Source organism: Pseudomonas sp. FJ2-5-13 (assembly GCF_029201605.1).
Taxonomy (GTDB): Bacteria; Pseudomonadota; Gammaproteobacteria; order Pseudomonadales; family Pseudomonadaceae; genus Aquipseudomonas; species Aquipseudomonas lactis.
The window spans coordinates 5,150,474-5,165,854 of the sequence record NZ_CP104045.1 but is presented as its reverse complement, the minus strand read 5'-3'; the positions used below and the strand labels follow the sequence as shown (position 1 = coordinate 5,165,854).

The 15,381-nt window shown below is 58.4% G+C and carries 12 protein-coding genes and 1 other RNA gene; 6 read left to right on the top strand and 7 right to left on the bottom strand.

What is annotated here, in order from left to right:
* Positions 1-128 precede the first annotated feature (128 nt).
* From ssrA to N2A98_RS22790, 4 genes are all read right to left on the bottom strand, one after another.
* Positions 129-525, bottom strand: a transfer-messenger RNA (tmRNA) gene (gene ssrA / locus N2A98_RS22805).
* Positions 526-619: 94 nt separating this feature from the next.
* A complete protein-coding gene (locus N2A98_RS22800; RefSeq protein ID WP_020301768.1) occupies positions 620-898 on the bottom strand; it encodes a hypothetical protein in 279 nt (92 codons plus the stop codon).
* A 136-nt stretch (positions 899-1,034) separates the two neighbouring features.
* A complete protein-coding gene (locus N2A98_RS22795; protein ID WP_275622671.1) occupies positions 1,035-3,845 on the bottom strand; it encodes an FAD-binding and (Fe-S)-binding domain-containing protein in 2,811 nt (936 codons plus the stop codon).
* Between the two features lie 70 nt (positions 3,846-3,915).
* Positions 3,916-5,610, bottom strand: coding sequence for a lactate permease LctP family transporter (locus tag N2A98_RS22790; protein ID WP_078803828.1), 1,695 nt, complete (start codon positions 5,608-5,610; stop codon positions 3,916-3,918).
* A gap of 252 nt (positions 5,611-5,862) precedes the next feature.
* On the opposite strand from N2A98_RS22790, the gene N2A98_RS22785 reads away from it, so the two are divergent.
* Positions 5,863-6,630 carry an FCD domain-containing protein gene (locus tag N2A98_RS22785; protein ID WP_034133694.1) on the top strand — a complete coding sequence of 256 codons (768 nt, stop codon included), beginning with the start codon at positions 5,863-5,865 and terminating at the stop codon, positions 6,628-6,630.
* Positions 6,631-6,657: 27 nt separating this feature from the next.
* Here the strand turns inward: N2A98_RS22785 and smpB are convergent, their stop codons facing one another.
* Entirely contained in the window at positions 6,658-7,140 is a 483-nt protein-coding gene (gene smpB, locus N2A98_RS22780) for an SsrA-binding protein SmpB (RefSeq protein WP_003176160.1), read from the bottom strand.
* A gap of 167 nt (positions 7,141-7,307) precedes the next feature.
* Between smpB and N2A98_RS22775 the strand changes: the two genes are divergently transcribed.
* Both N2A98_RS22775 and N2A98_RS22770 read left to right on the top strand, forming a co-directional pair.
* Positions 7,308-7,742 carry a type II toxin-antitoxin system RatA family toxin gene (locus N2A98_RS22775; protein WP_003194226.1) on the top strand — a complete coding sequence of 145 codons (435 nt, stop codon included), beginning with the start codon at positions 7,308-7,310 and terminating at the stop codon, positions 7,740-7,742.
* Complete coding sequence (locus N2A98_RS22770; protein WP_034133693.1) at positions 7,735-8,037, top strand: RnfH family protein; 303 nt, start codon at positions 7,735-7,737, stop codon at positions 8,035-8,037. Before N2A98_RS22775 ends, N2A98_RS22770 begins: the two co-directional genes overlap by 8 nt.
* Before the next feature lie 1,453 nt (positions 8,038-9,490).
* Here the strand turns inward: N2A98_RS22770 and N2A98_RS22765 are convergent.
* Positions 9,491-10,018 (bottom strand): outer membrane protein assembly factor BamE, encoded by a 528-nt coding sequence (locus N2A98_RS22765; RefSeq protein ID WP_032895265.1) that lies wholly within the window; start codon positions 10,016-10,018, stop codon positions 9,491-9,493.
* A 98-nt stretch (positions 10,019-10,116) separates the two neighbouring features.
* Between N2A98_RS22765 and fur the strand changes: the two genes are divergently transcribed.
* Positions 10,117-10,521 (top strand): ferric iron uptake transcriptional regulator, encoded by a 405-nt coding sequence (gene fur / locus N2A98_RS22760; protein ID WP_003194220.1) that lies wholly within the window; start codon positions 10,117-10,119, stop codon positions 10,519-10,521.
* A gap of 85 nt (positions 10,522-10,606) precedes the next feature.
* Here the strand turns inward: fur and recN are convergent, their stop codons facing one another.
* The gene (gene recN / locus N2A98_RS22755; RefSeq protein WP_003194217.1) at positions 10,607-12,280 is read right to left on the bottom strand and encodes a DNA repair protein RecN; all 1,674 of its coding nucleotides are present in this window, start codon (positions 12,278-12,280) and stop codon (positions 10,607-10,609) included.
* 254 nt (positions 12,281-12,534) lie between these two features.
* Between recN and grpE the strand changes: the two genes are divergently transcribed.
* Both grpE and dnaK read left to right on the top strand, forming a co-directional pair.
* The gene (gene grpE / locus N2A98_RS22750) at positions 12,535-13,095 is read left to right on the top strand and encodes a nucleotide exchange factor GrpE (protein WP_003194215.1); all 561 of its coding nucleotides are present in this window, start codon (positions 12,535-12,537) and stop codon (positions 13,093-13,095) included.
* 102 nt (positions 13,096-13,197) lie between these two features.
* Positions 13,198-15,120, top strand: a complete 1,923-nt coding sequence (gene dnaK, locus N2A98_RS22745) for a molecular chaperone DnaK (protein ID WP_275622670.1) — start codon at positions 13,198-13,200, stop codon at positions 15,118-15,120.
* Positions 15,121-15,381 lie beyond the last annotated feature (261 nt).

Below are 15,381 nucleotides of genomic sequence, written 5' to 3'. Positions count from 1 at the left end.
ACCACCTGGGATACCAAAGCGGCTGGAACTCAGAAATCCTCCAGAGCCCCCAAAAGCGCTAAAAGCCCCGTATTTACTGGATTTCAGGCACAAAAAAAGACGTCCGTGGACGTCTTTAGATGATCAAATGGTGGAGCCGGGGGGATTTGAACCCCCGTCCGCCAGTACTCCGCTGTCGGTACTACATGCGTAGCCGTTTCTATTAAGTTAACCCTCAGCGACCCGAAGGGCAGGGTGCTTTGGGCGAGTTGTGTAAGTTTTAGCCGCTTCGTCCACAACGTACTGCACGGCGATTCTGTTCTATATGACAATCACTTTGGGTTTACAGACATCCCCTGGTGATTGCTGGACCCGAAGGTACCAGAAGCTCAGGGCTAAGGCTGCTTACGCAGCGAGAGCGAATTCCTGGCCGTAGTTTTCGTCATTGGCAACTATAAGAAGTTGCAACAGTGGATTTACGAGTTCTGTTACCAACTCGGCATGCACCTAAAGTTTCGCGACCGGCGTCGAATCCTAAACGGCCCCGTGCTTGTAACTCGTTGTTTCTTAGTGAGTGACAAGCCTGTGCAGTGTACGCCAAAACGTCAGCGAAGGCCAACCCGAAGGTTGGCCCTCTCGCCTACTGGCCGCCTTTCTCGCTGTTCTGCAGGTCTTGCAGGGCCTTGGAGGTGATTTCGATGCACTTCTTCTCATCACCTGCGGCGTGGGCGGCCTTGGCCTGGGAGACGGCGGTGTCTATTTCGCCACTTTTGCCGCTGGTGTCGGTGGCGAGCAGGGCTTTGCCGTTGTTGATTTTGTCCAGGTTGATCTGGCACAGGTCTTTGTCACCGGCGGCGAAAGCGGGGGAGGCGAGCATCGCAGCGGTCATGAACAAGCCAGCAAGAGCGGAACGCTTCATAGGGTGTCTCCTTGCGCAAAAGGGCTCGACGCTGCTGGCGTGCAACCGCTGCCAGCGACATCACTGATGGGCCTCGTTGGTCGAGGCCTATGCAGATGACTGCGCCGGTGCGCCAGGGTTCGGTTTTTTTGCCGGGTCAGTGGGCGCGGGCGCGGGTGACGCGGTCTACCAGGTAGACCAGGCCGTGGTAGTCGATGCCGCCATGTTGGCTCAGGCCGATCTCGCAGGTGCGGCTGGTGGAGATGCCTTCGCTGCAAGATTGCACGGCGTCCTTGAGTGAGCGCAGGGAGTGGGCGTTGAGTTCCGGGGTGGTGAAGCCTTTGTCGCCGGCAAAGCCGCAGCAATGAATGCCTTCGGGGATCACCACGGTTTTGGCGCAGCGTCGTGCGAGTTCGATCAGTGCCTGGCTCTCGCCCAGGTGTTGGGTGCTGCAGGTGACGTGCACGGCGATGGGCGCTTCCTGGGGTGTGAAGTCGAGGCGGTCCATCAGGTGGGTGCGGATAAAGCGCACGGGGTCGTAGAGGTCCAGGCGCGTTTCTTCCAGCTCTTGCACCAGGCGCAGGGTGCAGGGGCTGGTGTCGCAGTAGATGGGGTCGAGGCCGCCGCGGCTGGCGTGGAGCAGGGCGCCGATCAGTTCCTGGCGCTTGTGTTCGGCCTGCTCGGCGTAGCCTTTGGACGCGAAGGGTTGGCCGCAGCAGAGGCTGTCCTGGTTGTCGGGGAAGACTACCTGGTAGCCGGCCTTTTCCAGCAACTGGCGGGTTTTGTCGTACAGCGACATTTGCTCTTTATCGCCGGCTGCCGGGCCCATGGCGCGGGAGACGCAGGCGGCCAGGTACACCACGCGAGGGCGCGCGTCTGTCACAGCGGGGCTGAAGCGGATGGCTTTTTCGGGCTGTGGCATGGCGTTGGTCCACTGCGGAATTTGCCCTTTGGACAGCTTGGTCAGCGTGCTCGAGAGCCTGGCCAGCCGTGGGGCGCCCAGCAGCATGCGCGCACCGTTGGCAACGTGCAGGGTAAAGCGCGCACCTTGCAGCGCGGTTGCGAAATGGCTGGCGAGCCAGTCGGCGGTTTTCGTACGGTCGGCCTCGCGGCTGCGCAGTTTTTTCACCAGGTCGCCGGTATTGATGCCTACAGGGCAGCGTTGCGCGCATAAGCCGGTGGCGGCGCAGGTGTCGATGCCCTGGTAGTGGTAGGCCGCTTCCAGTTCGGTGGTGTCCACGCCTGCGCGTTTTTTGGCCTGGATGTCGCGCCAGATCACGATGCGCTGGCGCGGGCTCAGGGTCAGGCCCTTTGACGGGCACACCGGTTCGCAGAACCCGCACTCGATGCACTTATCCACAAGCTCATCGGCGGCGGGCAGGGGCTTGAGGTGTTTGAGGTGAATCTGCGGGTCTTCGCTGAGCACCACATCCGGGTTGAGGATGCCGTTGGGGTCGAGCAGGCGCTTGAGCTGCCACATCAGTTGATAAGCGTCGCTGCCCCATTCCAGTTCGACGAAAGGGGCCATATTGCGTCCGGTGCCGTGTTCGGCCTTCAGCGAGCCACCGAACTCCACGGCCACCAGTTGTGCGACGTCATCCATGAACGCTTGATAGCGTGCGACTTCTTCGCTGCTGTTGAAGCCTTGGGTGAACACAAAGTGCAGATTGCCTTCCAAGGCGTGTCCGAAAAGGATGGCTTCGTCGTAGTGGTGTTTGTCGAACAGTGCGATCAAGCGGTTTACGCCAATCGCCAACTGCTCTACCGGGAAGGTCACGTCTTCGATGATCACGGTGGTGCCGGTTTTGCGCACCGCGCCTACGGCGGGGAAGGTGTCTTTGCGGATGGCCCACAGGCGGGCGTTTTCCAGTGGGTCTTCGGTGAAGTCGACTTGTTTCTCCACGGGAAACGCCGCCAGGGACGCCATGATGCGCGTCAGTTGTTCGTGCAGCAGCGATGGCGAAGCGGCGCGGGATTCGATCAATAGTGCGCAGGCGTTTTCCGATAGGTGCTGTACGAAAGCAGGCATGCCCGGTTTGTCCTGCACCGACCGCATGCTGCGTCGGTCCAGCAGTTCAACGGCGGAGACGGGTTGGGTTTTCAGCACGGTGACGGCGTTGCAGCAGGTTTCGACATCCGGGAAGACGATCAGCGCCGAGGCTTTGTTGGGGTGATCGATCACGGTGTCGTAGGTGACCGCACTGATAAACCCCAGGGTGCCCTCGGAGCCAACCAGCAGGTGGCTGAGGATGTCCAGAGGATCATCGAAATCCACCAAGGCATTGAGTGACAGGCCGGTGGTGTTTTTCAGGCGGTATTTGTGGCGGATTTTTGCCGCCAGCTCAGTATTTGCCCGTGTTTCACGACCTAACAGGGCCAGGCGTTCAAGCAGTGCGCTATGTGACTGGCGGAAGGCTTGCACGCTGGCGGCATCTTCGGTGTCCAGGCGGCTGCCATCGGCCAGCACCAGGCGGATGCCCGCCAGGGTGTGGTAGGTGTTTTGCGCGGTGCCGCAGCACATGCCACTGGCATTGTTGGCGACGATGCCGCCAATTTTGCAGGCGTTGATCGACGCCGGGTCTGGACCGATCTTGCGCCCGAATGGCGCGAGCCAGGCGTTGGCCTGGGCGCCGATCACGCCCGGTTGCAGGCGGATTTGCGTGCCTTGCCCGCGAATTTCGCGGTGGTTCCAGTTATCACCCAGTACGATCAGCACCGAGTCGCTGATCGCCTGCCCCGACAGGCTGGTGCCCGCTGCCCGGAAGGTCACCGGCACATGATCGCGCTGGGCCAGTTGCAGCAGTGCGACGACTTCGTCTTCTGACTCTACGCGGATCACCAGTTGTGGGATCAATCGGTAGAAGCTGGCGTCGGTGCCGAAGGCGAGGGTGGAAAGTGGATCGTCGAAGCGGCGATCTTGCGGGATCAGTTGTGCGACGTCGCTGAGAAAAGCAGCAGGCAGGCTCATCGGTCCTCCAGAAATAGCAGACGCCGGCATCGTTGTCCGGCGTCGATTCTTACCCTATTACGTGCAGGTCTCAGTGCACCAGCATACCGGTGAACCAGTACGCCTGCGCCAAGGTGATCAGCCCGACGATGGTGGCAAAAAACAGGCTGTGCTTGAGGGTAAAGCGGAACAGGTCGGACTCCTTGCCCACCAGGCCTGTGGCGGCGCAGGCCACGGCGATCGACTGCGGCGAGATCATTTTGCCGGTCACGCCTCCGCTGGTGTTCGCGGCTACCAGCAGGGTGTCGTTGACGCCGATCTGGTGAGCGGTAGTGGCTTGCAATGAGCTGAACAGGGCATTGGATGAGGTATCGGAGCCAGTCAAGAAAACCCCCAGCCAGCCAAGGAATGGCGAGAAGAACGGGAAGGCAGCACCGGTGCCGGCCAGAACCAGGGCCATGGTCGAGGACATGCCGGAATAGTTGGTGACGAAGGCGAATGCCAGCACCATGCCGATGGAGAGGATCGGCCAGCGCAGCTCAAAGAAAGTTTCTTTTAAAGTGGTAAGACCAGTTTTGATGTCGATTTTCAATACCAGCATGGAGACCAGTGCCGAGAAGAAAATCGCAGTGCCGGTGGCAGATATCGGGTCCAGCTTGAAGACGGCCGGGATGGCGGTCGGGTTGGTCACGATGGGCGCGACTTTAACCACCAGTTGATCCAGGTGCGGGATCGCAAAATTGAACACCCAGCCGTACATCGAACCGCCCGCGGCGAACAGGGCCTTGAAGGGTTTGAGGGTCCAGATGGTCACCAGTACGGTGAGGATCAGGAACGGCGACCACGCCTTGAAAATTTGCCCCAGGCTGTAGGGCGAAACCACGGTGTTGCGCGGCAAGCCGAAGCCGCCGGCGCTGGAGGTGACCGCTACGCTGGAGGTGGCGCCGGCAATTTGTGCGCCTGCGGTGCGCTTGGGTTGCCAGACTTTCAGGAACAGCGTCAGGGCAATCAGGCTGGCGAGTGCCGAGGTGATGTCCGGCAGCTCTGGGCCAATGAAGTTGGAGGTGAAATATTGGGTGACGGCAAAGCTCAAGCCCGCCACCAGGGCTGCCGGCCAGGTTTCGCGAACGCCGCGCAGGCCGTCCATCATGAACACCAGCCAGAACGGCACGAACAGCGACAGCAGCGGCAGTTGGCGGCCGGTCATGGCGCCAATCTTGAACGCATCAATGCCGGTGACCTGGCCGGCGACGATGATCGGAATGCCCAATGCACCGAAGGCCACAGGCGCGGTATTGGCAATCAGGCACAGGCCGGCGGCGTACAGAGGGTTGAAGCCCAGGCCTACCAGCAGCGCGGCGGTGATCGCCACGGGCGCGCCGAAACCGGCGGCACCTTCCAGGAAGGCACCAAAGCAAAAACCGATCAACAACACCTGCAAGCGCTGGTCGTCGGTGATCGACAGCACGGAGCTGCGGATGATTTCGAACTGGCCGCTCTTGACCGTCAATTTGTACAGGAATACCGCCGCGACGATGATCCAGGCGATGGGCCACAGGCCGTAGGCAAAACCATAACCGGCCGCAGCCAGAGCCATGTCTACCGGCATCTGGAAGGCGAAAATGGCGACCAGGATCGACAGGGCCAGGGTGATGCTGCCGGCCACATGGCCTTTGAGGCGGAACACGGCCAGCGCCAGGAAGAAGAATACGATGGGAATGACGGCGGCCAGTGCGGATAGGCCGAGGCTGCCGAGTGGGCTGTAAAGCTGTTGCCAGGTTTGCATATGGGGTGGCCCCTGATTGTTGTTGTTTGATGAGCTTGGGTAATTGGTAATACCAATTTACAATCGCTGTGGGCTAGATTAAGAGGCTGGGCAGGGGTGTGTCAATTTGCCGCCTGCGAAACTTTGGTCGTAGGTCGGAAGGCGGGGTGTTCTGATCAGCGAAATTGAAGGCGTTCTGATAGGTGCTGTCGGCACGTCGATAGGCCAGAATAGGGGCCCCGGCGAGTGGTCGGGATGGTGGAGAGTTGAGTTATGGGGTTTGATCAGGTGCGTCAGCGCCGTTTGTCTGACGATATTGTCGAGCAGCTTGAGGGCATGATTCTCGAGGGCACGCTGAAGTCGGGCGAGCGTTTGCCGGCCGAGCGCGCGTTGGCTGAGCGCTTTGGTGTGTCGCGCCCATCGTTGCGTGAGGCGATTCAGAAGTTGGCGGCCAAGGGCTTGCTGGTCAGTCGCCAGGGCGGTGGCAACTATGTGGTGGACTCCCTGGGTTCGACCTTCAGCGATCCGCTGTTGCACTTGTTGGAAAGCAATCCCGAAGCACAGCGCGATCTGCTGGAGTTTCGTCAGACGCTTGAGGCTTCGTGTGCTTATTACGCGGCGTTACGCGCCACGGAAGTCGACCGTGAACGGCTGACCGCCGCATTTGAGGCGTTGCAGGATTGTTATGCGCGCGCCGACGAAGTGAGCCGAGTGGAGGAGGGCGCTGCGGATGCAAGGTTTCACTTGGCGATTGCCGAAGCCAGTCATAACGCCGTATTGCTGCACACCATTCGTGGGCTGTTCGACCTGCTCAAGCGTAACGTAGTGACGAATATTGGTGGCATGTACCAGCAGCGTACCGAGACCCGCGACATGTTGATCAATCAGCACCGGGACTTGTACCTGGCCATCATCGAGGGGCGGGCCGAGCAGGCGCGCGACGTCTCGACACGGCATCTGCTGTATGTGCAGGAGGTGTTGGAGGAGGTGCGTCAGGAGGTTCAGCGCGTGGCTCGGGCGGAGCGGCGCAAAGGGATGTAGCCCGCGTGGGCTACACCGTCACAAGGATTACTCTTCCTTGCCTTTGTTGCGCACGGCGCGATGCAGCTCGCGATTGGAATCGCGCTCGCGTTCGGTGTCGCGCTTGTCGTATTCCTTCTTGCCCTTGCCCAATGCGATCTCGCATTTGACCAGGTGCTTGCTCCAGTACCAGGACAAGCAGATGCACGCGTAGCCTTTTTGCTGCACGGCTGCGGCGAGCTTTTCGAGTTCGCGGGCATTGAGCAACAACTTGCGCGTACGCACCGGGTCGGCAATCACGTGGGTGCTCGCGGTGGTCAGCGGGGTGATATGACTGCCAAGCAGCCACGCCTCGCCATCCTTGAGCAGCACATAACTGTCGACCAGCTGCAGTTTGCTGGCACGCAGACTTTTTACTTCCCAGCCGGCCAGGACCAGACCAGCCTCGAACCGATGTTCGATGAAGTAATCGTGTCGCGCTTTTTTATTTTGCGCGATGGTCCCTGTGGGGTGTTTCTTTTGTTTAGCCATAGGGGCGGCATTATAGGGAGTTGCGAGCGTGTCGGCTACGGTCAACCTGTGTGCTTGAGCGAGTTGGACGAATCCCGGACAATGCGGGCAGTTCTTTGGTTTTTTTCTCTCGCGGATTGGGCTGTTCTTTCGCGATGTTTGCCTTAAGCAGTGGAAGTAACGCTCACATGACGACGCATATTCAACGTTCGGCCCTGTTGCCCTACCCGGCGCAGGCGCTCTATGACCTGGTCAACGACGTGGCGCGTTACCCAGAGTTTCTGCCTTGGTGCTCGACGGCCGAGGTTCTGGAGAGCAGTGACGAGCACATGGTTGCCAGTGTGGGGGTGGCCAAGGGCGGCCTCAGCCAGCACTTTGTGACGCGCAATGTGCTGGTGCCGGGTCAATCCATTGAAATGAACCTGCAGGAAGGGCCGTTCACCCAACTGCACGGTGTGTGGGTGTTCAAGGCGCTGACGGACAAGGCCTGCAAGATCAGCCTGGATCTTTCGTTTGATTATGCCGGGCCGATTGTTCGTGCAACCTTGGGGCCTTTGTTCAATCAGGCAGCCAATACCCTGGTGGATGCGTTCTGTCAGCGCGCCAAGCAACTGCATGGTTGAGATTGAGGTGGTGTTTGCCGCTGAGGACCGCCAGGTGTTGCTGGCGGTAAAGGTGGCTGAAGGCACTAGTTTGCGCGAGGCGGTGCAGGCGTCGGGAATGGCAGCGCATTTTCCTGATGTTGATCTGGCTGATTGCCCGGTGGGTATATTTGGCAAGGTCGTCGTGGATGCACAGGTGCGCTGCGTACAAGCCGGTGACCGTATTGAGATCTATCGGCCTTTGCTGGCCGACCCTAAAGAGGTGCGCAGGCTGCGCGCGGCCAAGGCGGCATTGGCCAGGCAAGCGAATTCTTGAGCTTGCCAAATGGCAGCGTAGCTATCTGCAGACCTGCGATACGAAGCTGAACCCTTGACGGCCTGTCAACCGACACATATCTCCTTGGAACCCCGCGATAGCGGTGGTTCAGCTGAAGAATTATTGACTGACACACCGCCTTCGCGGGCAAGCCCGCTCCCACAGGGGATCTGAGGCAGGCGCTGATTTTGTGGGCAATAAATGGCTAATGTGTGTGGCTTGCCTGCGAAAGCGGTGGTTCAGTTGAAGAATTATTGACTGACACACCGCCTTCGCGAGCAAGCCCGCTCCCACAGGGATCTGAGCCAGGCGCTGATGCTGTGGGCAATACAAAACCAGTGTGGGAGCTGGCTTGCCTGCGAAAGCGGTGGTTCAGTTGAAGAATTATTGACTGACACACCGCCTTCGCGGGCAAGCCCGCTCCCACAGGGATCTGAGCCAGGCGCTGATTTTGTGGGCAATACATGGCTAATGTGGGAGCTGGCTTGCCTGCGAAAGCGGTGGTTCAGTTGAAGAATTATTGACTGACACACCGCCTTCGCGGGCAAGCCCGCTCCCACAGGGATCTGAGCCAGGCGCTGATTTTGTGGGCAATACATGGCCAATGTGGGTGGCTTGCCTGCGAAAGCGGTGGTTCAGTTGAAGAGTCATTGACTGACACAGCGCTTTCGCGAGCAAGCCCGCTCCCACAGGGACTGAGCCAGGCGCTGATTTTGTGGGCAATACATGGCTAATGTGGGAGCTGGCTTGCCTGCGAAAGCGGTGGTTCAGTTGAAGAATTATTGACTGACACACCGCCTTCGCGGGCAAGCCCGCTCCCACAGGGATCTGAGCCAGGCGCTGATTTTGTGGGCAATACATGGCCAATGTGGGAGCTGGCTTGCCTGCGAAAGCGGTGGTTCAGTTGAAGAATTATTGACTGACACACCGCCTTCGCGGGCAAGCCCGCTCCCACAGGGGGCTGAGCCAGGCGCTGATTTTGTGGGCAATACATGGCTAATGTGGGAGCTGGCTTGCCTGCGAAAGCGGTGGTTCAGTTGAAGAATTATTGACTGACACACCGCCTTCGCGGGCAAGCCCGCTCCCACAGGGATCTGAGCCAGGCGCTGATGCTGTGGGCAATACAAAACCAGTGTGGGAGCTGGCTTGCCTGCGATAGCGGTGGTTCAGTTGAAGAGTCATTGACTGACACAGCGCTTTCGCGAGCAAGCCCGCTCCCACAGGGGGCTGAGCCAGGCGCTGATTTTGTGGGCAATATATGGCTAATGTGGGAGCTGGCTTGCCTGCGAAAGCGGTGGTTCAGTTGAAGAATTATTGACTGACACACCGCCTTCGCGAGCAAGCCCGCTCCCACGGGGGATTTGAGCCAGGCGCTGATGCTGTGGGCAATATCGCTATGCAAATGGCAGGCAACAAAAAGCCCGGCATGCCGGGCTTTTTATCGAGCGCAAAGTTATTGCGGGCTGGTGTCCAGAGGCTCAGGCGTCGGCACGGGCACGGTTTCCACGTTGTCGATGTCTTTCTGGATGCTGTCCAGCAGGGAACCTGGCTTGGCCGGTACCTCGGATTTTGGTTTTTCAGCTTGCTGCGCAGGGGCGGTCACGTTGGTGCCGCTGTCCTTGCCCAGCAAAGCTTCATCGCGGCTTACGCCGGGCATGAAGTCACCTGACAGGCTCACGAGCTGGTCATTGCCATTGAAGATGACACTGACACGCTCCTGTTGGCGTTCACCGCCACCCGGCTGCAGGCTGTAGAGATAATCCCAGCGATCGGCATGGAAAGTGTCGGTCAGCAGGGGATTACCCATGATAAACCGTACTTGCCGTCGGGTCATTCCCGGGCGTAACTGGTCTATCATGTCCTGCGTGACGACATTGCCCTGCTGGATGTCGATTTTGTAAACCCCGGGGAATGAACAACCGGCGAGTGCGAGCAGTCCCACAAAGGTGAAACTGGTTAGCAAGAGCTTGGTGTTTTGCATCGGTGGGCGACTTCCACTATCTTGGCTGGGACAACGTAAACGCCGATCATACCCGTATTAAGAGAAGCTGCGAAGCAGCATCCGCGAGAAAGCTAACCATGGTTGAAAATAGCGAACTACGCAAAGCCGGTCTCAAAGTGACTCTGCCACGAGTCAAGATTCTACAAATGCTCGATTCTGCTGAGCAGCGCCACATGAGTGCCGAAGACGTTTACAAGGCGCTGATGGAGTCTAACGAGGACGTCGGCCTGGCCACGGTCTACCGTGTACTGACCCAGTTTGAAGCCGCAGGGCTGGTGGTTCGTCATAATTTCGACGGCGGTCATGCGGTGTTTGAATTGGCTGACGGTGGTCACCATGACCATATGGTTGACCTGGATACCAATGAGGTTATCGAGTTCACCAGCCCTGAAATCGAAGCGCTGCAGCACAAGATTGCTGAGGAGCATGGGTTCGATTTGGTCGACCACAATCTCGTGTTGTACATCCGTAAGAAAAAGTAAAAATCGACGCAGTTTTGCTTTGCGAAACGATTGAAGGCGACCCTCGGGTCGCCTTCGTGCTTTCTATAGAGTGGAAAATATCGCTTCAGGCCTTCGCGGCCACCACCATTTTTTTCGCGTGAGCCAAGGACTCTTTAGTCAAGTCGATACCACCAAGCATCCGCGCCACTTCTTCCACCCGTTCCGATTTGTTCAGCTTGGAGACGGCTGTGTGTGTCGCGTCGCTACCGCGCACCTTATGCACAAACAGGTGCTGATGCCCTTGAGCTGCCACTTGCGGCAAGTGGGTCACCGTAAGCACCTGGCCGCGATCCCCCAGGCGGCGCAGCAATTGGCCAACAATTTCTGCGGTCGGCCCGCCAATGCCCACATCCACTTCATCGAATACCAGGGTGGGTACCCGTGAGGTCTGTGCGGTAATCACCTGGATCGCTAGGCTGATCCGCGAGAGTTCGCCGCCGGAGGCCACTTTGGCCAGGGCCTTGAGCGGTTGGCCGGGGTTGGCACTCACCAGCAGTTCGACGTGCTCCAGCCCATGGGGCTGCAATTCTTGACTGGCGTTGGGATGCAACTCGATGGTGAAGCGCCCGCCTGGCATACCCAGGCGTTGGATTTCCAGCTCAACGGCGCTTGCCAGGCTAGTAGCTGCCTGCTGGCGCAGAGCGCTCAGTTCCCGGGCTTTTTCCTGATAATGACGGGCAAACGAAGCGAGCTCCTCGCCCAATCGCTCAATGGATTCGTCGTTCGCGTTGAGTGTTTCGATTTCATCCAGCAGTTTCTGCTGCATGGTTGCGACTTCCGTCGGCTGGATTCGATGCTTGCGAGCCAGGGTATAAATAGTGTCCAGGCGTTCTTCTATTTCCTGCAGGCGTGCTGGGTCGGCGTCGAAGTGGTCCAGGAAACGATTGAGTTCGCCCACGGCCTCTTCAACCTGGATTTGCGCGCTGGTCAGCAGGGTGGTCGCTTCGCTCAGTGAGCCAGAAGCATTGTTCACGCTGGACAGGCGATTGAGGCTGGCGGTCAGTGCGTTGAGCACATTGCCGGAGTCGCTCTCGCTACATTGTTCGACCACCTGGCGGCAGATGCCCAGCAGGGTTTCGGCGTTGGTCAGGTTCTTGTGTTCCTGCTCAAGCTGTTCCAGCTCGGTTTCACCCAGGCCCAGGCTTTCGAGCTCTTCCAATTGATAGCTGAGCAACTGGTGGCGGGCGCGTTGTTCGTCGCCGGAGTTGGAGAGGCGTTCCAGCTCCTGGCGTGTCTGGCGCCAGCGTTGGGCGGCCAGTTGAACTTGCCGGGAAAGATCGGTGGCGCCGGCGTACTCATCGAGCAGGCGGCGGTGGGTATCGGTTTTCAACAGGGATTGATGTTCGTGCTGACTGTGGATATCGATCAGCAATTCGCCCAAGGCTTTCAAGTCGCCCAGTGGGCAAGGTGTGCCGTTGATATAACCGCGGGAGCGCCCCTCGGCGGTGATCACCCGGCGCAGAATGCAGGGGCCTTCATTATTAAGGTCGCGCTCGGCCAACCATGCTTCGGCTTCGGGGATGTCCGCCAGGTCGAAGGTGGCCAGGATATCGGCCTTGTCGGAGCCAGGGCGTACCACGCCACTGTCGGCGCGATCGCCAAGCGTCAGGCCGAGGGCGTCGAGCATGATCGACTTGCCGGCGCCGGTTTCGCCTGTGATTACGCTCATCCCGCGATCCAGTTCAAGATCCAGGTGTTCAACGATGGCGTAGTTATGTACAGACAGGTGCACGAGCATGACGGCCGCTCCCAGGCTTTAGGTCTGGTTATTTATACAGTGTTTTGTTCGGGGCTGACAATCCTGGCGCTTAGCTCGATTTGCTTGAATCGCGATTTTTTTTAGCGCGATGTGGAATGAGCGTGAAGGAAATGATCCAGGTCAATCGAAAGACTTTTGGTAACGCCTGCGCCCTTGAACCTGAAAATTGTGGCCCCATATACCGGAGCAGAAGCGCGAGTTGAGTTCGCGCATGATTTTGAAAGGAGAAATCTATGGCTGACGAACAGACGCAGGATACGCAAACTCCAGACGCCAATTCGGCTGCCGGTGATGAACTGGCGACTCGTGTGCAAGTGCTCGAAGAGCAATTGGCCGCTGCGCAGGATCAATCGTTGCGTGTTGCCGCCGATCTGCAGAACGTCCGCCGCCGTGCCGAGCAGGATGTAGAGAAGGCTCACAAGTTCGCGCTGGAAAAATTCGCCGGTGACCTGCTGCCGATCATCGACAGTCTGGAGCGTGGTCTTGAGTTGTCCAACCCGGACGACGAAAACATCCGCCCAATGCGCGAAGGCATCGAGCTGACCCTGAAAATGTTCCAGGACACCCTGAAGCGCTATCAGTTGGAAGCGATCGATCCGCAGGCCGGCGAGCCGTTCAATGCTGAGCATCACCAAGCCATGGCCATGCAGGAAAGCCATGACCTGGAACCCAATAGCGTGATCAAGGTGTTCCAGAAGGGTTACCAGCTCAACGGTCGCCTGATGCGCCCGGCAATGGTGGTGGTGAGCAAGGCTCCTGCACCCGTAGCACCTTCTATTGATGAGCAGGCTTGAAATCCGCCGCAAGGCCCCCATTTATAAGTCAAGCGTTTAAGTGCTACCGCAGTTAGCCACAACTGCTGCGGCAACCAAATTCAAGTTTCGGGAGAGTAAATCATGGGCAAAATTATCGGTATCGACCTGGGGACCACCAACTCCTGCGTCTCCGTGCTGGAAAACGGCGTTGCAAAAGTTATTGAGAACGCCGAAGGCGCACGTACCACTCCGTCGATCATCGCTTACGCCAACGACGGTGAAATCCTCGTCGGCCAATCGGCCAAGCGTCAGGCAGTGACCAACCCGCACAACACCCTGTACGCGGTAAAGCGTCTGATTGGTCGTAAGTTCGACGAAGAAGTCGTACAGAAAGACATCAAGATGGTGCCTTACAAAATCGCCAAGGCCGACAACGGTGACGCCTGGGTTGAAGTGAACGGCCAGAAAATGTCGCCGCCACAAATCTCGGCTGAAATCTTGAAAAAGATGAAGAAGACCGCCGAAGACTACCTCGGTGAAGCAGTGACTGAAGCGGTGATCACCGTTCCGGCCTACTTCAACGACAGCCAACGTCAGGCCACCAAAGACGCCGGCCGCATCGCGGGCCTGGATGTAAAACGTATCATCAACGAACCAACCGCAGCTGCTCTGGCTTACGGTATGGACAAGGCCAAGGGCGATCACACCGTGATCGTTTACGACCTGGGTGGCGGTACGTTCGACGTTTCCGTGATCGAGATCGCAGAAGTTGACGGCGAGCACCAGTTTGAAGTGTTGGCCACCAACGGTGACACCTTCCTGGGTGGTGAAGACTTTGACATTCGTCTGATCGACTACCTCGTTGACGAATTCAAGAAAGAAAGCGGCATGAACCTCAAAGGTGACCCGCTGGCCATGCAGCGCCTGAAAGAAGCCGCTGAAAAAGCCAAGATCGAGCTGTCTTCCGCTCAGTCGACCGACGTGAACCTGCCGTACATCACTGCAGACGCTACCGGTCCTAAGCACTTGAACGTGAAAATCTCGCGTTCCAAGCTCGAAGCGCTGGTTGAAGACCTGGTTCAGCGCACCATCGAACCTTGCCGCATCGCGCTGAAAGACTCCGGTATCGACGTTGGCTCTATCAACGACGTGATCCTGGTAGGCGGTCAGACCCGTATGCCACTGGTTCAGAAGCTGGTCACCGAGTTCTTCGGCAAAGAAGCTCGTAAAGACGTGAACCCGGACGAAGCCGTTGCCATGGGTGCTGCCATCCAGGGTGCCGTACTGGCCGGTGACGTGAAAGACGTGTTGCTGCTGGACGTAAGCCCGCTGACCCTGGGTATCGAAACCATGGGTGGCGTGATGACTGCGCTGATCGAGAAAAACACCACGATTCCTACCAAGAAATCCCAGGTGTTCTCGACTGCCGATGACAACCAGGGCGCCGTGACTATCCACGTGCTGCAGGGCGAGCGTAAGCAAGCTGCGCAGAACAAGTCCCTGGGCAAGTTCGACCTGGCTGAGATTCCACCAGCACCACGTGGCGTGCCACAAATCGAAGTGACCTTCGACATCGACGCCAACGGCATCCTGCACGTCGGCGCGAAAGACAAGGCCACCGGCAAAGAGCAGAAGATCACCATCAAGGCCAACTCCGGCCTGTCTGATGAAGAAATTCAACAGATGATCCGTGATGCTGAAACCAATGCTGAAGCGGACAAGAAGTTCGAAGAGTTGGCAGGCGCCCGTAACCAGGGTGACGCGCTGGTTCACTCGACGCGTAAAATGATCGCTGATGCTGGCGACAAAGTGACCGACGAAGAGAAAACCGCAATCGAAGCGGCAGTGGTTGCCCTGGAAGCCGCCATCAAAGGCGACGACAAGGCTGCCATCGAAGCCAAGGTTGAGGAGCTGTCGAAAGTCTCCGCTTCAGTTGCTCAGAAAATGTACGCCGAACAAGGCCAGCCGGCTGACGGCGCTGCGCAACAAGCAGAGCCTGAAGCCAAGCACGACGATGTTGTCGATGCCGAGTTCGAAGAAGTTAAAGACGACCAGAAGAAGTAACTTGGTCGCCCGGTTGACCGCTCACAAGCGGTGACTGGTAGGATGTCGCCGCGCGGGAGCTTGCTCCCGCGTTGGCGTGTCTGGGGTATGCGAATTTTTACAGCATGCGACAACGCTCGGATGCTGGCGGTGTGAACGGGAATGCTCCTGCTTTCCGAATGACAGTCACCGCGTTTTTGGCCGGGTCCCTGGCTGAAAGCAGTAATGACCAGGATCGTTGAATTGACGTGAGTTGGGTCCGGGCCTGTATTGGGGCTCAAC